We start from the raw sequence: 25,158 nt of genomic DNA, 5'->3' as shown, positions 1-25,158 counted from the left end.
TGCAGTGATTCATACGGAAGAAGAAGTTCGATGACAACCATCGTCCCCGAGCCGTCCCAGGTCAAACGCGAGCCGGGTCAACTGGTGGAAATGGCGTGGGATCCGATCACCCGCATTGTCGGCAGCCTCGGCATCTACACCAAGATCGACTTCGAGAACCGGGAGGTCGTCGAGTGTCACAGCACGTCATCGATCTTCCGCGGCTACTCGATCTTCATGAAGGGCAAGGATCCCCGCGACGCGCACTTCATCACCAGCCGTATCTGCGGCATCTGTGGTGACAACCACGCCACCTGCTCGTGCTACTGCCAGAACATGGCCTACGGAGTCAAGCCGCCACATCTCGGTGAGTGGCTGGTCAATCTCGGCGAAGCCGCGGAATACATGTTCGATCACAACATCTTCCAGGAGAATCTGGTCGGCGTGGACTACTGCGAGAAGATGGTGTCCGAGACCAATCCGAGCGTGCTGACCAAGGCCGAGAACGCCCAGGCACCGCACGCAGACGCGCACGGGTACCGCACCATCGCCGACATCATGCGCGCGCTCAACCCGTTCACCGGAGATTTCTACCGTGAGGCGCTCCAGGTCAGTCGCTGGACTCGTGAGATGTTCTGCCTGATGGAAGGCCGGCACGTGCACCCGTCCACGCTCTACCCGGGCGGGATCGGTACCACGGCCACCGTGCAGCTGATGACCGACTACGTGACCCGGCTCATGCGGTACGTCGAGTTCATGAAGAAGGTCGTTCCGATGCACGACGACCTGTTCGACTTCTTCTACGAGGCACTGCCCGGGTACGACAAGGTGGGCCTGCGGCGCACCTTGCTGGGCTGCTGGGGTTCATTCCAGGACCCGGAGGTGTGCAACTTCGCCTACGAGGACATGGAGCGTTGGGGTGACGCCATGTTCGTCACGCCCGGCGTAGTGGTCGACGGGAAACTCATCACCCATTCTCTGGTCGATATCAACCTTGGCATCCGAATCCTTTTGGGGAGTTCGTATTACGATGACTGGACCGATCAGGAGACGTTCGTCAAGACCGATCCGCTCGGCAATCCGATCGATCGCCGCCACCCGTGGAACCAGCACACCAACCCCCACCCGCAGAAGCGCGACATGGAAGACAAGTACAGCTGGGTGATGTCGCCGCGCTGGTACGACGGCAAGGACAACCTGGCCCTCGACACAGGTGGCGGTCCGCTTGCCCGGCTGTGGTCCACCGCTCTGGCAGGCCTCGTCGACATCGGCTACGTCAAGGCGACCGGCAGCAGTGTGCAGATCAATCTGCCGAAGACCGCCCTGAAGGGGCCGGTCGAGTTCGAGTGGAAGATCCCTGACAAGGGCAGCAACACCATCGAACGCAATCGCGCCCGCACGTACTTCCAGGCTTACGCCGCCGCCTGCGCATTGCACTTCGCCGAGCAGGCTCTCACCGAGATCCGCGCCGGCCGCACCAAGACCTGGGAGAAGTTCGAGGTGCCCGACGAGGGCATCGGCTGCGGGTTCACCGAAGCTGTGCGCGGCGTGCTCAGCCACCACATGGTCATTCGTGACGGCAAGATCGCCAACTACCACCCGTATCCACCGACACCGTGGAACGCCAGTCCGCGCGACAGCTATGGCACCCCGGGGCCTTACGAAGATGCGGTGCAGGGCCAGCCGATCTTCGAGGAGAACGACCGGGAGCACTTCAAGGGCATCGACATCATGCGCACGGTGCGCAGTTTCGACCCCTGTCTACCGTGCGGCGTGCACATGTACCTGGGCGACGGGAAGACATTGGAGCTGCTGCACTCCCCCACTCAATCCGCGACTGGGGAATGACATATGCCGCCCGCCGCATCGCCAGTCCCGGACTACCCCGAAGACGACACACGATGGCGCGTGGCGGGCGAACGGATACAGACCCTGCTCGACGCCAGTGCGGCCGGCGGCTCTGTCGCGCGCAATCGGGCCGAGCAGCTGGTCCGCGAGGTCACCGATCTCTACGGTGCCGGTCTGGACCGGATGTTGCGCACCGCAGCCGCCGCCGATCCCGGCCTGGCGGAGGCGTTCGCCGCCGACGATCTGGTCGCCAGCCTGCTGTTGGTGCATGGATTGCATCCGCATCCGGTCGAGCGGCGCATCGCCGACGCTCTTGACGGGGTGCGGCCCTACCTCGGTTCCCACGGCGGTGACGTCCACCTGCTCGAGGTCGACGGTGCGGTGGTCCGGCTGAGTTTCGCCGGTAGTTGCAAGAGCTGCCCGTCCTCCGCCGTGACCCTGGAGCTGGCGATCGAAGATGCGGTCCGGGCCGCCGCACCGGAAATCTCCTCGATCGAAGTGGTCACCGCCCCCACCGACTCGACGCCGAATGTGATACCCGCACAGTCGCTGCTGACCCGGGTACGAACCAACGGACACCGGCACGCGTCCTGGCAGCCGGTCGCGGCGCTGGCAGAGCTTGCACCTGGGGAGGTCGGCGGTTTCGCTGTCGCGGGTACCGACGTGGTGGCCTGTCGGATCGGTGACGAGTTCTTTGCCTACCGCGATCAATGCGCGAACTGCGCCCACCCGTTCACGGGGGCGACGCTGGCCGGGGCGGTCCTGCGCTGCCCGCAGTGCGGCACCGATTTCGATGTCGTCCACGCGGGTGCCGGTACGCCCGACCCGGGTGGCGGGCACCTCGAGCCGATCCCGGTCCTGGTGCGTGACGGGGTGCCCTCGATGGCGCTCGCCGAGGAGTTCGCGTCGTGACCGGTCCGTTGGACGTCATCGCCCGTATCCGCGCCAGCCGGGACATGCCCGAGCCGGTCGGTGAGCAGTGTGAAATGTGCTCGGAGCCAATCGCCGACCGACACCAGCATGTGGTGAATGTCGATGGTCGCCAGCTGATGTGCGTGTGCCGCGGCTGTTATCTGCTGTTCACCGACAGCAACGCCGGGCTGCGTTACCGCGCCGTCCCCGACCGCTATGTGATGTTCCCCGACCTCGCTCTGGGCAGGCGTGAATGGGAGTCGCTCCAGATTCCGGTCGGCCTCGCATTCTTCTTCCTGAACTCCGCGCTGAACCGCATGGTGGCGTTCTATCCCGGTCCCGCCGGCGCGACCGAATCCGAGCTCGACCTGGGCACCTGGGAAGCCGTCAGGGCCGCCGAGCCGAGGGTGGATCTGCTGGCCGAGGACACCGAGGCATTGATCGTCCTGATACCTGACGACGAAACCCAGCCGCCGGTATGCCATTTGGTGCCCATCGACGCCTGTTACGAGTTCGTCGGACGGCTAAGGATGTTGTGGCGCGGATTCGACGGCGGCCAGGATGTGCGCAACTACGTCGACGAATTCTTCGGCACCCTCGAAGACCGCAGCTCAGTGGTGACGCGATGACCAGCCCCGACCCCGCACCGGCGACCGTACTCACCTTCGCCGTCTTGGAGATCACACCGGAACCGTATGCGGTGACCCCGATCCTGACCGCTCGCATCGGGGTGGCCGCCATCGGTCACGATCCGGTACACGCTATCGCGCTGCGCTGCCAGGTCCGCATCGAACCGCTGCGGCGCGACTACACCGATCCGGAAGCGGCCGGACTGCTGGACCTTTTCGGGCCACGGGAACGTTGGAGCTCGACGCAACGCACTTTTCTCTGGCAGCACGGCGCCGCGATGGTGCCCGGATTCGTCGACACCACCCAGGTGGACCTCGCGCTGGATTGCACGTACGACTTCGAAGTTGCGGCCTCGAAGTATCTGCACGCGCTTCGCGACGGGACGGTGCCGCTTCAGTTCCTGTTCAGCGGAACCGTTTTCACCCGAGGCACTCGAGGCTTCGCTGTACAGCAGGTGCCCTGGGATCGCGAGGACCATTTCGAGCTGCCGGTCTCGGTGTGGCAGAACCTTATGGCGCAACACTTCCCGAACACCGGTTGGTTACGGCTGCGACGCGACACCCTCGACCAACTCACCGCCTACAAGACGCAGCGCGCGTTGTTGTCCTACGACGAGGCGATCGCCTCGCTGATGTCACGCGAGGAAGTGCCATGAGCGGCCGCTGGGAACGAGCCCTCGCGGTCGCCGACGCTGTGCTCTACGAGGGCTATCTGCTCTACCCGTACCGAGCCAACTCAGCCAAGAACCAGTGCCGCTGGCAGTTCGGAGTGCTGGGCCCGACCGGCGCCGAGCGCGCCGGAATCGGAGAGGACAGCTCCATGTCGGCGCAGCTTGTGGTGCGTGCGCAGGACCGCCCTCAGATCACAATCCTCGTCCGGTTTCTGCAGCTGCAGCACCGATCCGCCGAACGTCGCCGCGATGACGACACCTTTGAGCCCGTCGGTGCATTCACGGCCGGTACACGGTCCTGGCTGAGTTGGGACGAGGCCGTGGAACACCACATCGCCTTCGGCCCGTTCGATACCGCCGACGTGATGACACCGCAGACACATCCCATTGGCGTCCCGGCAGGCACCGACATCGAAAGCGTCGAAGGCGGCCGGCTCGTTCGTTCACGGCGGGACCTGCGCGGCGAGCTGACAATTGCTGCGGAACCCGACGACGGTCTGGTGCGGTTGACGGTGGCAGTACGCAATTGTGCCCAACCCGCCGTCGACAAAGACGATGCCGTTGCGTTGTCGTTTATCGGCACTCACCTCCTCACCGAGGTCACCGACGGGGAGTTCGTCTCGCTCCTGGAGCCGGACGAATCCGCTGTCGCGGCGGTGTCACGCTGCACGCGGCATCGGTGTTTCCCGGTGCTGGCCGGGCCGCCCGGCGAGCACGGCCTGATGCTGATCTCACCGATCATCCTCTACGACCATCCCGAGATCGCCGAGCAAAGCGAAGGCGCCATGTACGACTCGACCGAGATCGACGAGATCCTGACCCTGAGGATCATGACGATGACCGACGAGGAGAAAGCGCTCGCCCGGTGCACTGACCCGATGGCGGCGGCGATCATCGACCGCTGTGACTCAATGTCGCCTGAGACGATGCTCAATCTGCACGGTGTACTGCGAGATCCACACGGTAGGACCGAATGGCCCAGCCTGATCCCGGAGCTCCCCGACGGTATCGACTGGTGGGATCCCCTGGCCGACAACGCCGTTGATCCAGCCGTCGATGCGGTCCTGATCAACGGGGTGCGGGTTAGCCGCGGCAGCCGGGTGCGGTTGCACCCGTCGCGCCGTGCCGACGCTCAGGACCTCTTCTTCGCCGACCGCGTCGCACGGGTGGCCTCGGTCCACGAGGACGTCGAGGGCGAACGACACGTCGGTGTCGTCATCGATGACGATCCGGCTGCCGATCTGCACGAGTGGTACGGCCGCTATCTGTACTTCGCACCTGACGAAGTCGAGCCATTGCAACAGTGAGAGGAGTTCGAGATGGAAGTCGTGGGTTGGATAGCCGTCATCGCGGTCGGGGCGGTCGTGGTCGCCGGGGTACTGGTCGGGGTTCGGTCGATCCCCGACGCCCGGCGCTACCTGAAGATGCGACGGATGTAGCGGGTGCGATCACGTCTTCTGTTCTGGTAGCCGGCATCGGCAATATCTTTCTCGGTGACGACGGATTCGGTCCCGAGGTGCTGCGGCGTGTGCCGCCGAGCCTCGCGGGCCCCGATGTCCGGTTCTGCGACTATGGAATTCGAGGCGTGCATCTGGCCTACGATCTGCTCGACGGCTGGGATTCCCTTGTCCTTGTCGACGCGTTGCCCTGCCGGGGCCTGCCCGGCGAATTGCACGTGTTCGAAGCCGATCGTGAAAGCCAGTCGAGCGCTACGGGTCTGGATGCACACGCGATGGATCCGGCGGCGGTGTTCGCCAGCTTGCGGGCGTTAGGCGGTAGGCCGCCCTTCACCGTTGTCATCGGCTGCGAGGTGTCCACTGTGGCTGACGGTATCGGGCTCTCCGAGCCCGTCGCGGCAGCCGTTCCATATGCCGTGGCTGCGGTGGGAGCTGCCGTGGCCCGGCTGTCGAACCCGGTTACGGAGGGTTGAGTCATGTGCCTGGGAATCCCGGGACAGGTGGTCCGGATGCTGCCGGGATACGGCGACCAGCTGGCGCTCGTCGACGTCGCGGGCGAGCACCGCAAGGTCAACGTCGGCATGCTGCCCGACGCCACCTTCTCGCCCGGCGACTGGGTGATCATCCACATGGGCTTCGCGGTCGAGAAAACCGACCACGCCGGCGCCGAGGCCGCGATGCAGGGCCTGGAACTACTGGGCCGGGGCCCCGAGACCGAGGCGCCATCATGACCGCGCGGCGCCGGCTGCGGATCGGCGTGCACGGAGTCGTTCAGGGCGTGGGGTTCCGGCCGTTCGTCTACACCACCGCGGCCGCCCTCGGGTTGACCGGCTGCGTGCGCAACGACAGTTCCGGCGCCGTGATCGAGGTCGAAGGCGAACCCGGCGCCCTCGACACATTTCTGCACCGGCTGCGCAGCGCCCCTCCCCCGTTGGCGGTCATCGAATCGGTCGACACACAGCCCGTGCCGGTCTCCGGCGGCACCGGATTCTCGATCGCCGACACCTCCAGGGCCGGCGGTGGCCGCACCCTGGCCTCCCCTGACGTCGCGATGTGCCCGGAATGCACTGCTGAGCAACGAGATCCGTCGAGCCGACGGTACCGTCACGCGTTCATCAACTGCACCAATTGCGGGCCCCGGTTCACCATCATCTCCTCTTTGCCCTACGACCGCGACGCCACCACGATGGCGAGTTTCCCGATGTGCGCCGAATGCGCGCGAGAGTACGCCGACCCGGCCGACCGGCGTTTCCACGCGCAGCCCGTGTGCTGCCCGCGGTGTGGCCCGACGCTGCGTTGGCAGGACGCCTCCGGTTCGCTCAACGGCGAGGCCGGGCTGCAGCGAGCCAGGCGCCTGCTGGCAAGCGGAGCAATCGTCGCGGTCAAAGGCATCGGCGGTTACCACCTTGCCTGCGACGCTGGGAACACCGCCGCGGTCACGGAGCTTCGTCGCCGTAAACACCGAGGAGACAAGCCGTTCGCGGTGATGGTTCCCGATCTGCTCACCGCGCGTGAGATCGCCGAGTTCGATGGCACGGCGTCGCGCGTACTGTGCGGACCGCAGCGGCCGATCGTGCTCCTGCCCCGGTCGCCCGGAGCCCGGGTCACCGAAGCGGTCGCACCACGCAACCCTGACTTGGGCATCCTGCTCGCCTACACGCCGCTGCACACCCTGCTGTTCGGGCTACCCGGTGACGCGCCCGGCCCCAGGGTCTTGGTGATGACGTCGGGCAACCTCAGTGGCGAGCCGATCTGCTTCTCCGACGATGAAGCGCTGCATCGGCTGTCACAGATCGCCGACGGATGGCTGATGCACGACCGCGAGATCCTGGTGCCCTGTGACGATTCGGTGGTGCGGGTCGCCGACGGCGAGGAGTTGGCCATCCGCAGATCCCGGGGATACGCACCGCTGCCCGTCGCCCTACCGGTCTCGGTGCCGCCGACCCTGGCGGTAGGCGCCGATCTCAAGAACACTTTCGCCGTGGCCGAGGGTGAGTACGCCTGGCTGAGCGCCTACATCGGCGACATGGACAGCCTGGCCACGCTGTCGGCGTTCGAGCCTGCAGTCGGTCACCTGGAGGCGCTGACCGGCGTCGAACCCGAAACCCTGGTCTGCGACGCACATCCGGGGTACCGGACCAGCGACTGGGCACATCGCAATGCCCGGCGACACCCGGTACGCACGGTTCACCATCACCACGCCCATATCGCCGCGGTGATGGCCGAACACGGCCTGGACGGAACCCACCAGGTGCTCGGATTCGCTTTCGACGGAACCGGATACGGCCCCGACGGCACGGTGTGGGGTGGTGAGGTGCTGATCGCCGACTACAAGGGCTTTCGACGGGTTGCCCACCTCACCCAGGTGCCGCTGGCCGGCGGCGACGTGAGCGTGCTGCGCCCCTACCGGATGGCGCTCTCACACCTGTGGGCGGCCGGGCTGCCATGGGACGCCGACCTGCCACCGGTCCACGCGTGTTCCGATGACGAACGCCGGGCCCTGGCGCGGCAACTGACGACCGGCGCCGGCTGCGTTCCGACGTCGAGTATGGGCCGGTTGTTCGACGCGGTGTCGGCATTGATCGGGGTCCGGCAGGCGGTGGCCTACGAGGCCCAGGCCGCCATCGAGCTGGAGGGGATCTCACGTGACACTGCGGCGGGCTCTCGCCGGTATGCGTTCGAACTGAACACTCGCGCGGCACCCGTCACCATCGACCCGGCCCCCATCCTCGCGTCGATCACCGACGATCTGCGCGCCGGTGTGACACCGGCGGTGATCGGTGCTCGATTCCACCGCGCGGTCGCCGAGCTCATCGTCGAGCTGTCGCTCGAATTGGTGGATGCGAACGGCTGCGCGGGGCAGCCGGTGGCGTTGTCCGGCGGGGTGTTCCAGAACGTCCTGCTGCTGCGCTTGACCGTGGCCGGACTGCGTCAACAGGGCTTTCGGGTGATCACCCACCACCGGGTGCCGCCCAATGACGGCGGTATCGCACTGGGCCAGCTGCTGGTCGGGAATGCGGGGTGACTCCGATGACCGCGCCACCGACACAGAACCTGCCCGCTGGATACCGGCTGTTCGCCCGATATGCCTTCCCGCCCAACGAACTCGGGTACTGCGGTCCGTCGGATCACGCAGTCATTCCCGGTGACAATCCGGCCGAGCTCTCCTCACGTGCACGGGAATTCGACGGCGCGTGGCCCTATCTGCATTCCATCGCCGAGGCAACCGGCATCGACCCGCTGGATGCCGAGGTGGTCCGCAGCTACTGGGTCGGCGGGCCTCTCCTGGAGCGGGTGGATCCGATTGTGCTGCTGACCCAGCTGCGAGCGGCGTTCCAGGGTCAGGTGACCGGAGGGCTGGACACCGTGACCGCTGCCGGCGCCGTGCGGGCGCACCACAGCTTCCACGTGTTCGTGGTCTACCCCTGGATCCGGTTCTTGGACCGGGACCCGGGCACCGCCCTGCAGGTGCTGCAGAACTGCCGGATCCGTTGGGGCACGGTCACAGCCGTCGAGGACGAGCACGTGGTCGTCGAATCCTGCCCGCTGGTACTGGCCGGCAGCCGCCTCGCGATCGGCGAGCCCACCACCGAACGGGTCCGGTGGAGCCGCGACGGGCAGTCCCTGACGACCCTGCCTACCCCCGGCGACACCGTGTCCGCGCACTGGGATTGGGTGTGCGACACGCTCACGCCCGACGAGACCTCGGCGCTGGCAGCTGCCACCCACGCCACCCTAGACCTGGTGAACACAGGAGGTCGGCCATGAGTACGACCGTCACTACACCCACCCCCACCGGGGCGGCGAGCCCCTTCGTGAACCCGGACCTGGCCGCCGATCTGGCCACGGCAGCGCTGGACGCTGCCCGCAAGTTCCACGACGGTGCAACCCTTTGGGTGATTGCGCCCCAATGGGACCCGCACGCCCATCACGTCGCCGTCGAGTTCGTCCATCCGGTCATCGTCGGCAAGCGCGCGCTGCCCTCGGTCGCGCTCGTCGAGCCGGATCCGGTGGCCCAGGCCAGGGTGGCCAGTCAGCCCGGAGACCTGCTCATGGCCGTGGCCTCGGCCGACCAGCCGGCAGCGGTCGACGCCATGCGGCGCGCCGCCGCATGGGGCGTCACGACGTTGTGGATCGGCTGCGGTCCCCGGCCGCCGGCCGGCGCGGCCCACCACATCCTGTGGGTCGACTCGGACGACCCGATGGTCCCGGCCACCGGCCGGTTCGTTCTGATCTACCACCTGTTGTGGGAGCTCACCCATGTGTGCTTCGAACATCCCGGCCTGCTGACAACCCAGCCCGAAGATGCCGGGCCGGCCTGCGTCACGTGTGGCGACGAAGGCCGGCCGGCCGAAGTGGTGATCGCACCCGCCGAAGCGGGTGGGCGGGCCCTGGTCCGTAGCGCAGCCGGAGAGGAATGGGTGGAAAGTGCCATGCTCGATCGGATCGCCGTCAACGACCTGGTCCTGGTGCATGCAGGTACCGCGATCGCACTGATGACGGAAGGTAGGTGAAACCATGACCCAGAACATCACCGGACCTGGACCCGTGGCTGAGTCCGAAACTGAGAGCACCGGATTCCTCTACCCGTTCATCGAATCCGAAGAGACCGATGTCCGAGCGCTGCTCGACGACCTGGCCGCCTCGGCGCGCAGCAAGGCCGCCGAAAGCGCCCGGCTGCAACAGGACTCACTACAGGAGTATGCCCCGGGTCTGAACGCGGCGGGGACCGCGATGGCCGACCGGTTCCTGCGCGGGGGGCGCCTGTACACGCTGGGAAACGGTGGCAGCTCCACCGATGCGGCCACACTGGCCTCCCTGTTCAGCCGGCCTGCGGTGGGCAGGCCGGTGGCGGCCTGGTCCCTGGCCGCCGACGAGGCAGTGGTCACCGCGCTGGGCAACGACGTGGGTTTCGACCTGATCTTCAAACGCCAGATCATCGCCCACGCCCGTGATCGCGATATCGCCATCGCACTCTCGACATCGGGCAACTCCGAAGACCTCATGACGGCGATCACCGAGGCCAAGCAGCGCGGTGTGCTCACCATCGGCTTCTCGGGGCACGACGGCGGACGGATGGCCATCGTGTCCGGCGAATCCGGTGATCTGGACTTCTGTTTCACCGTGCACAGCCAGAGCATTCATCGCATCCAGGAGAGCCACGCGGTGCTGGGTTACCGGCTGTGGTCGGTGGTACAGGCCCGGATGTCGCGGGCGTACGCATCATGAGTACCTCGACCGCAGCCCAACGCGAGGACCGCGTGCTCGAGCGCATCGAGAAATTCCGGCAGCGACGCCCACGACTCATCGATGAGGTCGTGACGCTGGCGCACGGCGCCGGTGGGAAATCCTCGGCCGCACTGGTCGACGCGGTCTTCGTCGAAGCGTTCCGCAACCCTGAACTCGAGCAACTCGGGGACGCGGCAGTGCTTCGCACCCCGTCCGGTGACACCTTGGCGTTCTCCACCGATTCGTATGTGGTTGCACCACATCGCTTCCCGGGCGGTTCGATCGGGCACGTCGCGGTCCACGGAACCATCAACGACCTGGCGGTCACTGGGGCGCGTCCGCAGTGGCTGTCGGCGGGTTTCGTCATCGAGGAGGGCTTTCCGATCGCCGAGCTACGGGAGATCGTCGCCGACATGAGCGAGGCGGCCGCGCGGGCCGGAGTCGAGATCGTCACGGGCGACACGAAAGTCGTCGGCAAGGGCGCCGCCGACGGCATGTACATCTGCACCGCCGGTATCGGAGTGGTGCCCGCGGGCCGGCGCTTGTCACGCGAGAACGTCCGCACCGGGGACCGGATACTGCTGTCGGGCACGATCGGCGACCACGGAATGGCGGTCATGCTGGCCCGTGGCGATCTTGCCATCGACGCCGACATCGCCTCCGACACCGCACCTCTGCACGAACTCGTGGAGATTCTGCTGGCTGCCGCACCGGCCACCCGATGGATGCGCGACGCCACCCGTGGCGGTGTCGGCACGGTGTGCAACGAACTGGCCAAGGACTCGCCGTTCGCGGTGATCCTCGACGAGGACCGCATCCCCATCGAGCCACAGGTTGCGGGTGCCTGCGACCTACTGGGTATCGACCCTCTCTACGTCGCGAACGAAGGGAAGTTCCTCGCGATCGTCGCCGCCGACGAGGCGGACGCCGCCGTCGCCGCACTGCATGAACATCCGTTGGGCGCCCGAGCCACGGTGGTCGGCGAGATCGTCGCCGAGCCGCCCGGGATCGTCGCGCTGCGTACCGCCTTCGGCGGCAGCCGGATCGTCGACATGCTCGTCGGCGATCCGCTGCCCCGGATCTGCTAGGTGAAAGGAGACGTCTCATGTGTCTGGGCATTCCCGGCCAGGTGGTCGACATCGTCGACGCCGAGGCCCATCTCGCCAAGGTCGACGTCAACGGGGTACGCCGGGTCATCAGCGTGCGACTTCTCGCCGACGACAATCTGCGGGTCGGCGACTGGGTTCTGGTGCATGTCGGATTCGCGATGGCCAAGATCGACGAGCGCGAGGCGACGCTGACGCTCGACCAGGTGCAGAAGATGGGTGCCGACTACACGACGGAGATCGACGCCTTCAATTCCTCCGAAATCGCATGAAGGCAAAAGGGGTGTCCACATGAAGTTCGTCGACGAGTTCCGGGACCCGGCAGCAGCCCGCGCCCTGGTGAAAGCCATCACCGAGCTTGCCGCCGGTGACGAGTTCAAATTCATGGAGGTCTGCGGCGGCCACACCCACACCATCTACCGGCACGGGATCGAGCATCTGCTCCCGGAGTCGATCGAGCTGGTTCACGGCCCCGGATGTCCGGTGTGCGTGATCCCGATGGGCCGGGTCGACGATGCGATGTGGCTCGCCGAACAGCCCGGCGTCATCTTCACGACCTTCGGCGACATGATGCGGGTGCCCGGGTCCCGCGGCAATCTGATCGAAGCCAAAGCCCGCGGTGCCGACATCCGGTTCGTCTACTCACCACTCGACGCCCTCAAGATCGCGCGCGATAACCCCGAACGCCACGTGGTGTTCTTCGCGGTCGGGTTCGAGACGACAGCGCCGTCGACCGCCGTCACCCTGGTGCGTGCCCGCGCGCTCGGCGTCGACAACTTCAGCGTGTTCTGCAACCACGTCACCATCGTCCCGCCGATCAAAGCCATCTTGGAGTCTCCTGACCTGCGACTATCGGGATTCCTGGGACCCGGGCACGTCTCGACCGTGGTGGGTCTACGGCCCTACCGGTTCGTCCCCGCCGTCTACCGGAAACCGATCGTGGTGGCCGGCTTCGAACCGCTCGACATCCTGGCCTCGGTCCACATGCTGTTGCGCCAGATCCGCGACGGCCGCTGCGAGGTGGAGAACCAGTACACCCGGGTGGTCCGTCCGGAAGGCAATACCGCTGCGCTGAAACTGATGGCGGAGACCTTCGAACTGCGGCCGCACTTCGAATGGCGTGGACTCGGCTTCATCTCGCAGAGTGCGCTCAAAATCCACCCCGACTATGCCGCCTACGACGCCGAGCTGATCTTCGAGATGCCCGGCATACGGGTCGCCGATCCCAAGGCCTGCCAATGCGGCGAGGTGCTCAAGGGCGTCATCAAACCGTGGGAGTGCAAGGTGTTCGGGACGGCGTGTACACCAGAAACTCCGATCGGCACCTGCATGGTGTCCCCCGAGGGGGCCTGCGCGGCGTACTACAACTTCGGCAGACTGCACAGGGAAACCGCGCAGCTGCTGCTGCGGCATTAGCGCTTACGAGGTCAGCGACGCCAGTTGGGAAAGTTGTCGAGATCCCGCAGCGTCATGACGAATCCGAATGCGCCAACCGCGATGGCCAGGAAATACCCGATGGCGGCCTGCCATCCAGCCAGAGTTGACGCGACCAACCAACACAGCAGCACTGCTGCGATCACAAGCAGAACACCGTAGAGAGGTGTCCGCATCGGATGGTCACCGAGACCCATAAGTCCGGTATACGCCGAAATTTCACATAGGGGAAGCCGGTCGGCTCATCGCAGATTCACCACGATTCGCGCGGGACGTCGAAGTCCGCGCATAGCGCCCGCCACACGCTGCGCGGCTCCACCCCGTCCTCGATGGCCTGCGCGGCCGTGCGGCCGTCAAGAGCAGTGAGCACGTGGTCGACGAGCAGCGAACGACCCCGCATCGCGCCGAACTGGCCGTCTACGAGCTCATTGAATTCCGTCAGCCGCACCGGCCCAACCTACCCAGTTCCTGCGAGGGCGTCATGGCACACCCGTACCGGATCTGCCACCTCGGCCAGCGAGGCTCCGGCGCGCTTCGCGGCCGCACGGTAGGTGGAAGACCCGAGCACGGTGCCGACCGCGGCGGTCAGCGCCTCTCCGGACAGCGGTCGCACCAACTGCGCACTACCTTGGCGCACAACGCGATTGGCGATCTCCCACTGATCACCGCCACCCGGCACCACCACCATCGGCACGCCGGCCAGCAGCGCCTTGGACACCAGGCCGTGTCCACCGCCGCAGATCACCAGATCGGCGTGTGACAACAACTCGTCCTGGCGGCCGAGCCCCACCGCCGCCCACGGCGGTACCTCGACGTCGGCCCCGCCCAGTCGCGACACCACCACGCGGGCACCGTCGGGCAGCGTCTCGCCCGGGCGCAGTGACTCCAGGACAAGTTCGGCCATCCCCTGCGTCCCGGTGGTCGCGGTGGACGGCGCCACCATCACGACCGGGCCCGAACCCGGCGGCACTGTCAGCACCGCATCGGTCGGCTCGAAATGCAGCGGACCCACCACCACTGCCTCGGCCGGCCAATCCGGACGGGGCACCTCCAATGCCGGCAGCGTGGCGATCAACCGGCGCAACGGGCCGGGGTCCTGCGCGGGCAGGCCGATCTCGGCCCGCACGGCGGTCCGCTCCACGAGGCCGGCCCGCAGTGACCTCGCGGTCAGGGCGCGCATGACGGTGTCGCGCAGCCGGCCCCGGACCCCGGTGCCGGGGGCGAATCCGCTGCCGACCGGCGGCAGCCCCTTCGACGGCAGGTACAGCGGGTGCGGACTGAGCTCGACCCATGGCAACCCGAGCAGTTCGGCGGCCAGTCCGCCACAGGCGGTGATCACGTCGGAGACCACGAGATCCGGGTGCAGCGCGTCCAGTCCGGGCACGTTGAGTTGCGCCATGCGCCCGGCACGCTGATGGATCTTGGCCCCGGCGTCGGCATCGTCGTCGGAGTCGGTCGGATCGAGGCCGGCGAGTTCGACGGCGTCGACACCGGCGGCCCGTGCGGTATCGAGCCATTCCACCCCGGTCAGCAGCGTCGGGACATCCCCGGCGGCCAGGAACTTCAGGCACAACGCAAGGGCCGGGAAGGCATGTCCGGGATCGGGTCCGGCGACGACAGCTACGCGCACCGGCCTACCTTGCCATAGCTGTGCCCACTAGGCTTTGGGCATGTCTGACCAATCCACCGCCGCAGCGACGACCCAGACCGGCACGGTCGAAACGTTCCTCAACGCGCTGCAGGAGCAGGACTTCGACACCGCCGAGAACGCGCTGGCGCAGAACCTCGTCTACCAGAACGTGGGCCTTCCGACCATCTACGGACGCCAACGTGCGATGAAGCTGTTCCGCTCGATGCAGGGCAAGGCCGGATTCGAGGTGAAGATCCACCGGATCGCCGCCGACGGCGCCGCCGTGCTGACCGAACGCACCGATGCCCTGGTGTTCGGGCCGGTGCGCCTGCAGTTCTGGGTATGCGGGGTGTTCGAGGTGCACGAAGGCCGAATCACACTCTGGCGTGACTACTTCGACTTCCTCGACATGTTCAAGGCGACCCTGCGGGGCCTGGCCGGCGCGGTCGTGCCGTCGCTGCGCACCTCGCTGTAGCCACGGATTCAGGCGCGGCGCAGCTGACCGAGCTCGTCGAACGCCTGCGCCCAGCCCACCAGACGATCGGTGGCGCCGGTCAATTCGTTGCGGTAGCGCTGTTGCGACAGCGGCGACGCCGCGGCCTGACCGCTGTTCACCGTTGACACCAGTTGCGCTGCGGCAGTGACCATTTCGTTGTACTGCCGCACGCCCTGGCCGAGCTGGGCGGTGAAGGCGTTGATGGTGGGCACCAGATGCTGGCGCGACTGCGGAGCGTTGCTGATCGCGCGCTCCATCGAGACCACCTCGGTGGCGGTGGCCGCCATCGTCCGCGCCGTCTGGTTGGCCACCGAGCTCAGTTCCCGCAGTTCGTCGGCCGGCAGCATCCGCCCACGCTCCAGCACGCCCAGTAGCGAGAACATGCCCCGCTCAGAGGCCATCAGCGCCGCCATGGGCTGACGGGCAGCAGAGCCCCAGGGCGGCAACCGACGTCCCGAGACCGGCCGCTCCGCCGGGAGCGGCTCGGCACGCAGCCACCGGTAGCGCAACCAGAACAACGTCGCCGGGAACGCCGCAGCCGCCGCGATCGCGCCGGCGATGATCAGGCCCCAGACCGGTGTGCTCCACGACGCCAGCAGCGCCGTCACGAGCACCCAGAACCCACTGGACAGGGTGAAGAACACCCCGAAGCGCAACGCCCACCGCCGCTTGCGCAGCAGCTTTGCCCGCGGATCGGCGGCGGCGCTGAGCTTTTCGGTGAGGGCCCCGGAGAGGTCTGCCGCGGTGTCAATCCCCCGTTGCACCAACGACTTCCAGGCGTCGGGTCGACCGGTCTTGGTAGCCATGATCTGGGACACTCGAATCTCTACTGGCCGAGCGGGTTTTCAGGGGTGGCCGGAGTCTGGTTGGCCGCCGGGGAGGCCGGTGTGGCCTGCGAGGCACCGCCGCTGGGCAGCGAATCACCGCGCATCGACGCCCGGATCTGCTCGAGCCGGGAATGGCCGGCCATCTGGACGCTGGCCTGCTGCACCTCCATCATGCGGCCCTGCACCGAGTTCTGGGCGAGCTCGGCCTGACCGATGGCGTTGGCGTACCGGCGCTCGATCTTGTCGCGAACCTCATCGAGGCTCGGGGTGTTACCCGGTGCGGCAACTTCACTCATCGAGCGGAGCGAGGCACTGACCTGCTCCTGCATCTTGGCCTGTTCGAGCTGGGACAGCAGTTTGGTTCGCTCGGCGATCTTCTGCTGCAGCATCATCGCGTTCTGCTCGACGGCCTTCTTGGCCTGCGCGGCGGCCTGCAGGGCCTGGTCGTGCAGGCCCTTGAGGTCCTCGACGCTCTGCTCGCCGGTGACGAGCTGGGCGGCGAACGCCTCGGCGGCGTTGTTGTACTCGGTGGCCTTGGCCGCGTCACCGGCAGCGGTGGCCTGATCGGCCAGCGTCAGCGCCTGCCGAACGTTGACCTGCAGCTTCTCGATGTCGGCGAGCTGGCGGCTGAGCCGCATCTCCAGCTGGCGCTGGTTGCCGATGACCTGCGCGGCCTGCTGCGTGAGCGCCTGGTGCTGCCGCTGCGCGTCCTCGATGGCCTGCTGGATCTGCACCTTCGGGTCGGCGTATTCGTCGACCTTGGAGCTGAACAGCGCCATCAGGTACTTCCACGCCTTGACGAACGGATTGGCCATGGGTTCGTTCCGCCTTATCTGTCGGGCTTGTCTGCCAGGCTTACACATCAAGCCAGTGCTCGGGTGCTACTGCATTCTTCAGGTTGCCGCAATTCCTCTGATGCCAACTTATCGGTTCTGGACATGCAGCCACAGTCCCGCAGGCTGTTCGCGTGGGTGTTTTGCGAAAATTCGGACCCGTTGACGAACAGCGCGATCAGTAGGGCGTCAATGTGGCCCTCAGGCCATGGTCACGCGACGGCCATCGACACGACCTGCGGGATGACCACCTTGGTCGCAGCATCGATGTGGGCCACGTTGGCGGCGATACCGGGACGGCCCGACGTCTGGACCGCTGCGGATGCGTCTTCGCGCCCGGCCAGGTTCTCACCGGCATCGGTGAGCACCCGCGACAGCGGGACATCCAGCGCGTCGCAGATGGCGCTGAGCAGTTCGCTGGAGGCCTCCTTGCGGCCCCGCTCGACTTCGGAGAGGTACCCGAGGCTGACCCGGGCCGAGTCGGACACTTCACGCAACGTCCGTCCCTGTTCGGTGCGGGCGTGACGCAGCACGTCGCCGATCACCTCACGCAGCAATGCCGTCATGGTGCCCTCCTTCGCCTGGCGGGTCGCAGGTCCGCTTACTGACCAACGCCGCGGACCACCGCATGGTTCCCGACAGTCCGGCTGCTGATCCGGGTTACTGGTTCTCGACCAGGAAACGCAGCCGGGCGATCGCCTCGTCGACGGCGGCGCGGCGGATATCCCAGCGCGAGCCGGACAAGGAGAGCTCGACGACTTCGGTGTCGACCGGGCCCGCCAGCCCGATGAACACCGTGCCCACCGGGTGTCCGCCGTGCGGTTCCGGGCCGGCCACGCCGGTGAGGCCGACGCCCCAGGTAGCTGCGCAACGCTGCCGGGCGCCGACCGCCAGGGCCCGCGCGGTGGGCGCCGCGACCGGGCCCACCGCGTCGAGCACCTGGGGAGCCACTCCCGCCAGCCAGATCTTGGTGTCCTCGTTGTAGGTGATCAGTCCGCCCTGCAGAACCGCACTGGCCCCGGTCACGCCGGCCAGCGTCGCCGCCAGCAGGCCGCCGGTCAGCGACTCGGCGGTGGCCACGCTCTCTGAGCGCACCGTCAGGTCGGCGACCAGCGCCCTGGCGTCGTCACTGAGCAGCGGATCGTCCACGTGAATCCCTGATCGCGGAGATGACGTAATCGGCGCCGGTGAGCACGGTCAGCACCACGGCGGCCCACATGATCACCCAGGCCACGTCGAGCCAGATGTCGGGCCACGAATGCAGCGGCAGCACGAACAGCCCGATCGCCACGGCCTGCACCAGTGTCTTGAGCTTGCCGCCGCGACTGGCCGGGATCACCCCGTGACGGAGCACCGCGAATCGCAGCACCGTGATTCCGATCTCACGGGTCAGCACCACCGCGGTGATCCACCAGGGCAGGTCATGGAGCATCGACAGGCCGATCAGCGCCGCGCCGATCAGCGCCTTGTCGGCGATCGGGTCGGCCAGGGTGCCGAATTCGGTGATCATGCCGTAGCTGCGGGCCAACGCGCCATCGAGATGGTCGGTGATCACCGCCACCGCGAACACCGTGAAAGCGGCGATCCGCCAGCCGGATTCATGACCGTCGCCGACGAACAGGAATACGAGGAAGACCGGAACGAGCACCATCCGCACTCCCGTGAGCACGTTGGCGAGGTTGGCCACGCGCGCACGCGGGACCACCGGATCGGTAGAAGGTTGGCCCGGCACCGCAACAGAATATCGGTTGCCGTAACGGATACTCTTGCGCCTGTGAACCCAGGCAGTGTCGAGCCGCGTCAGCACGCCCTGGTGCGCCGCGCCCGCACGTCCGATGTCCCGGCGATCAAGCACCTCGTCGACGTCTATGCGGGCAAGATCCTGCTGGAGAAGAACCTGGTCACGCTGTACGAGGCGGTCCAGGAATTCTGGGTCGCCGAACTCGACGGCGAACTCGTCGGATGCGGCGCACTCCATGTGCTGTGGGCCGATCTCGGCGAGGTGCGCACCGTGGCGGTACATCCGAAAGTCCGCGGCACCGGCGTCGGGCACGTTCTGGTCGAGCAGCTGCTCGACGTCGCGCGCGATCTGCATCTGAGCCGCATCTTCGTACTGACCTTCGAAGTCGACTTCTTCGGCAAACACGGATTCGAGGAGATCGACGGCACCCCGGTGACCGCCGAGGTGTACGAGGAGATGTGCCGCTCGTACGACACCGGTGTGGCGGAGTTCCTCGACCTGTCCTACGTCAAGCCCAATACCCTGGGCAACACCCGAATGCTGTTGACGCTGTAAAACTGCCCTGACGCGAGGATGCCCATGCAGAAGTGGTTGGCGGTCGGACTGGCGGTGGCCCTGGTGTGGCCGGCCGCGGCGTGTGTAGCCGACCACAGCAGCGACATCGAGGCCATCGGCCAAGAGGTCAAAGCACTTCCCGGGGTCAGCGACACTCACCTCGAGCACAGCGAGAGCGTGGGTCTCGGCAACTCGATGAAGCTCGGCGTCACCCTGGACGCATCGGTGACCGACGAACAAGCCGGCGATGTCGGCAGGACTTTCGCGGCGCACTTCGACGGTGAGGAACTCGGCGATCCCGTCGTCGATTTCACCGTGCACTATCCGCCGTCCGAATCGGTGGCGTCATTCCATTTTCAAGCCGGGCACAACCTGCCCCCCAAGGGAACGGCCGATCTGGACCAACGGCTAGAGGCGTGGATGCGGATGGTGAAATCACCTACCGTCCAATCGGTCTCCATGTATCAGACCGAATCCGGTTCCACCAAGCACGAATTGAGCGTCACGGTCCAGATGCGGCCGGGTACGCCCGACGACGCACGAGAACTGCAGCGCGACCACCCGGTCCTGGCGCAGGGAAACTGGTGCATCAAACCTGGCTACTGCCCACCCGCGTAGCAGCCCCGCGCTAGAACTCGTCCGGATCGTCGTCGGCGTCGGCACCGTTGGCGTCGGAACCGCCGCGGATCAGCATCAGCGTGCCGGCCAGCTCGTCGGGCTTGACGAGCACCTCGCGCGCCTTCGAACCCTCGGACGGGCCGACGATGCCGCGGGTCTCCATGAGATCCATCAGCCGGCCGGCCTTGGCGAACCCGACCCGCAGCTTGCGCTGCAGCATCGAGGTGGAGCCGAACTGCGAGGACACCACCAGCTCGACGGCCTGCAGGAGGACCTCCATGTCGTCGCCGATGTCCGGGTCGACGTCCTTGCGCTCGCCCGCCTTGACCGCGGTGACGCCCTCGACGAACTCGGGTTCGGCCTGGGTCTTGGTGGCCTCGACGACGGCGTGGATCTCCTCGTCGGTGATGAACGCGCCCTGCATGCGCAACGGCTTGTTGGCACCCATCGGCAGGAACAGGCCGTCGCCCATACCGATCAGTTTCTCGGCGCCGGGCTGGTCCAGGATGACGCGGCTGTCGGTGAGCGACGAGGTCGCGAACGCGAGCCGGGACGGCACGTTGGTCTTGATCAGACCGGTGACGACGTCCACCGACGGCCGCTGGGTGGCCAGCACCAGGTGGATGCCGGCGGCGCGGGCTTTCTGCGTGATACGGACGATGGCGTCCTCGACGTCACGCGGCGCGGTCATCATCAGGTCGGCGAGCTCGTCGACGACCGCGAGGATGTACGGGTAGGGCTTGTAGACCCGCTCGCTGCCCAGCGGCGTGCTGATCTCACCCGAACGCACCTTCTCGTTGAAGTCATTGATGTGGCGCACGCGGGACGCCTTCATGTCCTGGTAGCGCTGTTCCATCTCCTCGACCAACCAGGCCAGTGCCGCAGCGGCCTTCTTGGGTTCGGTGATGATCGGCGTGATGAGGTGCGGAATGCCTTCATACGGCGTGAGTTCCACCATCTTCGGGTCGATCAGGATCATCCTGACCTCCTCCGGGGTGGCCCGCGCCAGCAGTGAGACCAGCATCGAGTTGACGAAGCTGGACTTACCCGAGCCGGTCGAACCGGCCACCAACAGGTGCGGCATCTTGGCCAGGTTGGCCGAAACGAAGTCGCCTTCGATGTCCTTGCCCAGGCCGATCACCAACGGATGGTGGTCACGACGCGTCGACGCGGCGCTGAGCACGTCGGACAGCCGGACCATCTCGCGGTCGGAGTTGGGCACCTCGATGCCGACGGCGGACTTGCCGGGGATCGGGGCCAGCATGCGGACGCTCTCGGTGGCGACCGCGTAGGCGATGTTGCGGTGCAGCGCGGTGATCTTCTCGACCTTGACGCCGGGGCCCAGTTCGACCTCGTAGCGGGTGACGGTCGGGCCGCGGGTGCAGCCCGTCACGGCCGCATCGACCTTGAACTGCTCCAGCACCGAGGTGATGGCGTCGGTCATCTGATCGTTGGCGGCGGTGCGCAGCTTCGGCGGGTCACCGGCGATCAGCAGATCCAGTGGGGGCAACGTGTAGGGCCCCTCGACCACCCGGTCCATGACCAGGGTGTCATCGGTCTTCGGTTTGCTCTCGACCTTCTTGCGGCGAGGTTTGACCGCGGGCTCGGGGACGGTCGGTGCGTCCTCGACCAACGGGTAGTTCTCCATCGGCGTGCCGGCCGGAGCCTTGGGCGCCTCGATGGCGGCCGTCGGCCAGGTCTGAACCTGCGTATCACCGCGTGCCGTGTCGTCGTCGTAGTAGCCGTCGGACAGGTCGTCGTAGCCGTCCTCATCATCGAATTCGTCGACGTAGTCGCCGTCGTACTCGTCATCGTCATAGTCGTCGCGGAATGCCCGGGTGCCGAACATGGTCCGCAGGGTCGAGGGCACCTCGCGGATCGTGGTCCCGGTGATCAACAACAGACCGAACAGCGCACCCATGAACAGCAGCGGCGCGGCGATCCACTCGGTCAGGCCGTCGGACAGGGGGCCGCCGATGGCGAAGCCGACGAATCCGGCGGCGTGCTGACGTGCGATGGGATCCTGGGGCGATCCCGACCACAGGTGCCACAGGCCGAGCAGCGGCAGCGCGATCATGGCCGATCCCAGGATCAGCCGGGGGCGCGATTCCGGATCCGGCTCGGTGCGCATCAGCACGACGGCGATGACGCCGAGAATGACGGGCACGAGCACCACCGGCCCACCGATCAGGGTGCGCAGCGCGGTGTCGATCCACTGGCCCACCGGGCCCGCCGCGTGGAACCAAGAGCTGGCGGCGACGACGACCGCGATTCCGAGCAGTGCGAGTGCCAGGCCGTCACGACGATGTCCGGGTTCGATATCGCGGGCGCGACCCACCGAGCGGGCGGTCGAACCGGCACCCTTGGCGAGCATCAGCCAGCCCGCGCGAGCTCCCTGACCGAGCCTCTGTCCGGCGGCGGAGACGGGCGAGGTCTGTGGCCGGCGTGCGGGCTTACGCCGTGGCGCAGCCGGGCGACCCTTACGGGCCGGCGCCTGACGCCGCGAACCGCTCCGCGAGCTGGCGTTTGACCTGCTCGAACGCGCCCCGGATCGGCCGGCGGTCTTGTTAGCCATGCCCGCAAGCCTAGTCGCATATGCCCCACAATCACCATCTGCCACACGGGTCACAAGACGGTATCGAATGAAACTTAGCCATACGAACCGAATCCACCGACCGATCGCCTAGGGTGGACAGTCGTCCAGTTTCGACACTCATCGAGGAGTTCTGCACATATGCCTGTTGTCGTCGTCGCCACCATGAAGGCCAAGCCCGAGTCCGTCGACGCCGTGCGCGAGGCCTGCACCAACGCCGTCGCAGCCGTACACGACGAGCCGGGCTGCCAGCTCTATTCACTGCACGAGGCGGACGGCACGTTCGTCTTCGTCGAGCAGTGGGCCGACGCCGATGCCCTCAAGACCCACAGCACCGCCCCGGCCATCGGCACACTGTTCGGCTCGATCGGCGAGCTGCTCGACGGCGCTCCCGATATCAAAATGTTGCAACCCGTGGTCGCCGGCGACCCGGCCAAGGGCCAGTTGCGCGGCTGATGTCTACCACCACTCCCCTGGCCGGGAAGGTCGCCTTCATCACCGGCGCCGCGCGCGGCCAGGGGCGGGCCGAGGCCCTGCGACTGGCCACCGACGGGGCCGACATCATCGCGATCGATCTGTGCGAACAGATCGAGTCGGTGCCCTATCCCCTGGCCACGCCCGACGATCTGGCCGCCACGGTCAAACTGGTCGAGGAAACGGGTGCGCGGATCGTCGCGCTCCAGGCCGACGTCCGCGACGAGGAGGCCCTGCAGACGGCGCTGCAGACGGGTGTGGACCAGCTCGGCCGGCTCGACATCGTCGTCGCCAACGCCGGGATCGCCCCGATGCAGTCAGGCCCCGACGGCTGGCGCGACGTCATCGACGTCAACCTCACCGGCGTGCACCACACCGTCGAGGCTGCGATTCCGATCATGGTCGCTCAGGGTGACGGCGGGTCGATCGTGTTGATCAGCTCGGCGGCCGGCCTGATCGGCGTGGGCGGCGGCGACCGCGGCTCGCTGGGCTACACCGCCGCCAAGCACGGTGTGGTCGGCCTGATGCGGGCCTACGCCAACTTCCTCGCCCCACACAGCATTCGGGTCAACACCATCCACCCCACCGGGGTGGACACCCCGATGATCAACAACGAGTTCACCCGCGGGTGGCTGAAACACATCGCCGAGGAGTTGAACGCACCGACCGATTTCAGCAATGCGCTCCCGGTGCAGGTCATCCAATCGGAAGACGTTGCGAACGCGGTGGCCTGGCTCGTGTCCGATCAGGCGCGCTACATCACCGGGGTGACACTTCCGGTGGATGCCGGCATCGTCAACAAACGATGAGCAACCCCGTCGCCGCAACCGCCGTCGGCCCGATGGTGCTGGCCGCCGTCGAGCAGTACGAACCGGTGCGGCGACGGTTGGTCGACGACGACATGGCGCTGTCGTTCCTGCCGGCCGGGCTGCGCGCCTTCGCCCGGACCACGCGCTGGTCGGTTGCCCGCAGACTTCTGGTCCAGGCCACCGAACGCTCGGGGCCGGGGCTGTGGGCGAATCTGACCTGCCGCAAGCGCTACATCGGCGACAAGCTCACACAGGCGTTGTCGGATATCGATGCGGTGGTGATTCTCGGCGCCGGCCTGGATACCAAGGCCTACCGACTGGCTCGGCACAGTGCGATCCCGGTGTTCGAGGTGGACCTGCCGGTCAACATCGAGCGCAAACGCTCGGTGGTGCGTGGCGCGCTCGGTGCTGTTCCGCCATCGGTACACCTGGTGCCGGTGGATTTCGAACACGACGATCTGGCCGCCGAACTCGCCCGGCACGGTCACCGCGGTGACCACCGCACCTTCTTCGCCTGGGAAGGCGTGACGCAGTATCTGAGCGCCGACGGCGTCGGGGCGACGTTCGAGTTCCTTCGTTCGGCAGCGCCGGGGAGCCGATTGGCATTCACCTACGTCCGCAGCGATTTCATCGACGGCACCAACCGGTACGGTGCCGAATCGCTGTACCGCCGGTTCCGCGTTCGTAGCCAACTTTGGCAGTTCGGGCTGGACCCGGACCGGGTCGCATCGTTCATCGAGCCCTATGGCTGGCAACTGACCGAGCAGGCCGGGCCCGATTACCTCACCGACCACTACATTTCGCCGTCGGGGCGGAAGCTGGCAGCCTCACAGCTGGAATGGACCGCCTACGCCGAGAAGCGTTAGCAGGCAACCAGAGCGTCGAGTTCGGCGGCATCCGCGCCGGCCAGGCGCCGGTGCATGGCCTTGGCGATGCGACCGGCCTGGAGCTTGGCCCGCTCGGCATGCGGGCCCTCGAACAGTTCGTCGACGGTGTCGGTCCACAGGGTCAGCCAACGCACGAAATGCTGCGCCGCCAGTGGGTGACGGGCGTGCAGTTCACGGTGCACGGTCAGGGCACTACCCCGGTAGAGCCCGGCCCGGAACAGCACGGTCTCCCAGAAGTCGCCCATGATCGGGATGTGGGACCGCAGCCCCTTGGCGCGCAGCTCGGCGAACGGCTCGGCAAGCACCGGATCGGATAGCGCCTTGCTGTAGAACCGCCACAGCAACAGCTCTACGTCGTCACGTCCCGCCAGGTCTTCAGCCAGGTCTTCAGCCATCGGACAGATCCATTTCCGGGCCGGTCGCGCGCCTG

The 25,158-nt window shown here is 66.8% G+C and carries 30 protein-coding genes; 20 read left to right on the top strand and 10 right to left on the bottom strand.

All coding sequences use genetic code 11. The features are described from left to right. Positions 1–30 precede the first annotated feature (30 nt). From AB0I14_RS06050 to hypD, 14 genes are all read left to right on the top strand, one after another. The gene (locus AB0I14_RS06050; RefSeq protein WP_358017410.1) at positions 31–1,827 is read left to right on the top strand and encodes a nickel-dependent hydrogenase large subunit; all 1,797 of its coding nucleotides are present in this window, start codon (positions 31–33) and stop codon (positions 1,825–1,827) included. 3 nt (positions 1,828–1,830) lie between these two features. Then, positions 1,831–2,739: a NifU family protein gene (locus AB0I14_RS06045; RefSeq protein WP_358017407.1), complete on the top strand. Its 909-nt coding sequence runs from the start codon at positions 1,831–1,833 to the stop codon at positions 2,737–2,739. After that, positions 2,736–3,368 carry a DUF5947 family protein gene (locus AB0I14_RS06040; protein WP_358017404.1) on the top strand — a complete coding sequence of 211 codons (633 nt, stop codon included), beginning with the start codon at positions 2,736–2,738 and terminating at the stop codon, positions 3,366–3,368. Before AB0I14_RS06045 ends, AB0I14_RS06040 begins: the two co-directional genes overlap by 4 nt. Continuing rightward, positions 3,365–4,024: a DUF6084 family protein gene (locus AB0I14_RS06035; RefSeq protein ID WP_358017401.1), complete on the top strand. Its 660-nt coding sequence runs from the start codon at positions 3,365–3,367 to the stop codon at positions 4,022–4,024. Before AB0I14_RS06040 ends, AB0I14_RS06035 begins: the two co-directional genes overlap by 4 nt. After that, a complete protein-coding gene (locus AB0I14_RS06030) occupies positions 4,021–5,346 on the top strand; it encodes a hypothetical protein (protein ID WP_358017399.1) in 1,326 nt (441 codons plus the stop codon). Before AB0I14_RS06035 ends, AB0I14_RS06030 begins: the two co-directional genes overlap by 4 nt. A 140-nt stretch (positions 5,347–5,486) precedes the next feature. Continuing rightward, positions 5,487–5,969, top strand: a complete 483-nt coding sequence (locus tag AB0I14_RS06025) for a hydrogenase maturation protease (RefSeq protein WP_358018975.1) — start codon at positions 5,487–5,489, stop codon at positions 5,967–5,969. A 3-nt stretch (positions 5,970–5,972) separates the two neighbouring features. Further along, positions 5,973–6,227 (top strand): HypC/HybG/HupF family hydrogenase formation chaperone, encoded by a 255-nt coding sequence (locus AB0I14_RS06020; protein ID WP_358017397.1) that lies wholly within the window; start codon positions 5,973–5,975, stop codon positions 6,225–6,227. Next, complete coding sequence (hypF, locus tag AB0I14_RS06015) at positions 6,224–8,521, top strand: carbamoyltransferase HypF (RefSeq protein ID WP_358017395.1); 2,298 nt, start codon at positions 6,224–6,226, stop codon at positions 8,519–8,521. The genes AB0I14_RS06020 and hypF overlap by 4 nt, the downstream gene beginning before the upstream one ends. 5 nt (positions 8,522–8,526) lie before the next feature. Further along, positions 8,527–9,264 carry a DUF6390 family protein gene (locus AB0I14_RS06010; protein ID WP_358017393.1) on the top strand — a complete coding sequence of 246 codons (738 nt, stop codon included), beginning with the start codon at positions 8,527–8,529 and terminating at the stop codon, positions 9,262–9,264. After that, complete coding sequence (locus tag AB0I14_RS06005; protein ID WP_358017390.1) at positions 9,261–10,010, top strand: hydrogenase assembly protein HupF; 750 nt, start codon at positions 9,261–9,263, stop codon at positions 10,008–10,010. The genes AB0I14_RS06010 and AB0I14_RS06005 overlap by 4 nt, the downstream gene beginning before the upstream one ends. 34 nt (positions 10,011–10,044) lie before the next feature. Beyond that, positions 10,045–10,725 (top strand): SIS domain-containing protein, encoded by a 681-nt coding sequence (locus AB0I14_RS06000; RefSeq protein ID WP_358018972.1) that lies wholly within the window; start codon positions 10,045–10,047, stop codon positions 10,723–10,725. After that, on the top strand, positions 10,722–11,813 hold the full coding sequence (gene hypE / locus AB0I14_RS05995; protein WP_358017387.1) for a hydrogenase expression/formation protein HypE: 1,092 nt from the start codon (positions 10,722–10,724) through the stop codon (positions 11,811–11,813). Before AB0I14_RS06000 ends, hypE begins: the two co-directional genes overlap by 4 nt. A 17-nt stretch (positions 11,814–11,830) precedes the next feature. Beyond that, a complete protein-coding gene (hypC, locus tag AB0I14_RS05990; RefSeq protein ID WP_044517788.1) occupies positions 11,831–12,103 on the top strand; it encodes a HypC/HybG/HupF family hydrogenase formation chaperone in 273 nt (90 codons plus the stop codon). A gap of 19 nt (positions 12,104–12,122) precedes the next feature. Beyond that, positions 12,123–13,247, top strand: a complete 1,125-nt coding sequence (gene hypD / locus AB0I14_RS05985) for a hydrogenase formation protein HypD (protein ID WP_358017383.1) — start codon at positions 12,123–12,125, stop codon at positions 13,245–13,247. A gap of 11 nt (positions 13,248–13,258) precedes the next feature. Here hypD and AB0I14_RS05980 read toward each other — a convergent pair whose 3' ends face one another. From AB0I14_RS05980 to AB0I14_RS05970, 3 genes are all read right to left on the bottom strand, one after another. After that, positions 13,259–13,441 (bottom strand): hypothetical protein, encoded by a 183-nt coding sequence (locus AB0I14_RS05980; protein ID WP_358017380.1) that lies wholly within the window; start codon positions 13,439–13,441, stop codon positions 13,259–13,261. Between the two features lie 77 nt (positions 13,442–13,518). Continuing rightward, positions 13,519–13,713 (bottom strand): DUF3046 domain-containing protein, encoded by a 195-nt coding sequence (locus tag AB0I14_RS05975; protein ID WP_358017378.1) that lies wholly within the window; start codon positions 13,711–13,713, stop codon positions 13,519–13,521. 9 nt (positions 13,714–13,722) lie between these two features. Beyond that, positions 13,723–14,895: a nucleotide disphospho-sugar-binding domain-containing protein gene (locus AB0I14_RS05970; RefSeq protein WP_358017375.1), complete on the bottom strand. Its 1,173-nt coding sequence runs from the start codon at positions 14,893–14,895 to the stop codon at positions 13,723–13,725. Between the two features lie 40 nt (positions 14,896–14,935). Here AB0I14_RS05970 and AB0I14_RS05965 point away from each other — a divergent pair, with 40 nt between their 5' ends. Further along, the gene (locus AB0I14_RS05965; RefSeq protein ID WP_358017372.1) at positions 14,936–15,370 is read left to right on the top strand and encodes a limonene-1,2-epoxide hydrolase family protein; all 435 of its coding nucleotides are present in this window, start codon (positions 14,936–14,938) and stop codon (positions 15,368–15,370) included. An 8-nt stretch (positions 15,371–15,378) separates the two neighbouring features. On the opposite strand, the gene AB0I14_RS05960 is transcribed toward AB0I14_RS05965, so the two are convergent. The 5 genes from AB0I14_RS05960 to pgsA form a co-directional block, all read right to left on the bottom strand. Beyond that, positions 15,379–16,197 carry a hypothetical protein gene (locus tag AB0I14_RS05960; RefSeq protein WP_358017369.1) on the bottom strand — a complete coding sequence of 273 codons (819 nt, stop codon included), beginning with the start codon at positions 16,195–16,197 and terminating at the stop codon, positions 15,379–15,381. 20 nt (positions 16,198–16,217) lie between these two features. Further along, a complete protein-coding gene (pspA, locus tag AB0I14_RS05955) occupies positions 16,218–17,033 on the bottom strand; it encodes a phage shock protein PspA (RefSeq protein ID WP_358017366.1) in 816 nt (271 codons plus the stop codon). Positions 17,034–17,263: 230 nt separating this feature from the next. Next, positions 17,264–17,617, bottom strand: a complete 354-nt coding sequence (gene clgR, locus AB0I14_RS05950; protein ID WP_358017363.1) for a transcriptional regulator ClgR — start codon at positions 17,615–17,617, stop codon at positions 17,264–17,266. A gap of 94 nt (positions 17,618–17,711) precedes the next feature. Continuing rightward, entirely contained in the window at positions 17,712–18,200 is a 489-nt protein-coding gene (locus AB0I14_RS05945; RefSeq protein WP_358017361.1) for a CinA family protein, read from the bottom strand. Next, positions 18,178–18,783, bottom strand: coding sequence for a CDP-diacylglycerol--glycerol-3-phosphate 3-phosphatidyltransferase (gene pgsA / locus AB0I14_RS05940; RefSeq protein WP_358017358.1), 606 nt, complete (start codon positions 18,781–18,783; stop codon positions 18,178–18,180). The genes AB0I14_RS05945 and pgsA overlap by 23 nt, the downstream gene beginning before the upstream one ends. 42 nt (positions 18,784–18,825) lie before the next feature. Between pgsA and AB0I14_RS05935 the strand changes: the two genes are divergently transcribed. Continuing rightward, positions 18,826–19,347, top strand: coding sequence for an amino-acid N-acetyltransferase (locus tag AB0I14_RS05935; RefSeq protein ID WP_358017355.1), 522 nt, complete (start codon positions 18,826–18,828; stop codon positions 19,345–19,347). 24 nt (positions 19,348–19,371) lie between these two features. Further along, positions 19,372–19,965 (top strand): hypothetical protein, encoded by a 594-nt coding sequence (locus AB0I14_RS05930; protein ID WP_358017352.1) that lies wholly within the window; start codon positions 19,372–19,374, stop codon positions 19,963–19,965. 10 nt (positions 19,966–19,975) lie between these two features. Here the strand turns inward: AB0I14_RS05930 and AB0I14_RS05925 are convergent, their stop codons facing one another. Continuing rightward, positions 19,976–22,540, bottom strand: a complete 2,565-nt coding sequence (locus tag AB0I14_RS05925; RefSeq protein WP_358017349.1) for a DNA translocase FtsK — start codon at positions 22,538–22,540, stop codon at positions 19,976–19,978. Between the two features lie 159 nt (positions 22,541–22,699). On the opposite strand from AB0I14_RS05925, the gene AB0I14_RS05920 reads away from it, so the two are divergent. Genes AB0I14_RS05920 through AB0I14_RS05910 form a run of 3 tightly spaced genes read left to right on the top strand, consistent with a single transcriptional unit; the run spans position 22,700 to position 24,707 of the window. Beyond that, positions 22,700–23,014, top strand: a complete 315-nt coding sequence (locus AB0I14_RS05920; protein ID WP_358017346.1) for a putative quinol monooxygenase — start codon at positions 22,700–22,702, stop codon at positions 23,012–23,014. Beyond that, a complete protein-coding gene (locus tag AB0I14_RS05915; protein ID WP_358017343.1) occupies positions 23,014–23,841 on the top strand; it encodes a mycofactocin-coupled SDR family oxidoreductase in 828 nt (275 codons plus the stop codon). Before AB0I14_RS05920 ends, AB0I14_RS05915 begins: the two co-directional genes overlap by 1 nt. After that, positions 23,838–24,707 (top strand): SAM-dependent methyltransferase, encoded by an 870-nt coding sequence (locus AB0I14_RS05910; RefSeq protein ID WP_358017340.1) that lies wholly within the window; start codon positions 23,838–23,840, stop codon positions 24,705–24,707. The genes AB0I14_RS05915 and AB0I14_RS05910 overlap by 4 nt, the downstream gene beginning before the upstream one ends. On the opposite strand, the gene AB0I14_RS05905 is transcribed toward AB0I14_RS05910, so the two are convergent. Continuing rightward, a complete protein-coding gene (locus AB0I14_RS05905; RefSeq protein WP_358017337.1) occupies positions 24,704–25,123 on the bottom strand; it encodes a group III truncated hemoglobin in 420 nt (139 codons plus the stop codon). The two genes, AB0I14_RS05910 and AB0I14_RS05905, sit on opposite strands and share 4 nt — an antisense overlap. Positions 25,124–25,158 lie beyond the last annotated feature (35 nt).

The sequence above is a fragment of the Mycobacterium sp. NPDC050441 genome, assembly GCF_040655355.1.
In the GTDB taxonomy this organism is placed as follows: Bacteria; Actinomycetota; Actinomycetes; order Mycobacteriales; family Mycobacteriaceae; genus Mycobacterium.
This window is presented reverse-complemented; position numbering and strand designations above follow the sequence as displayed.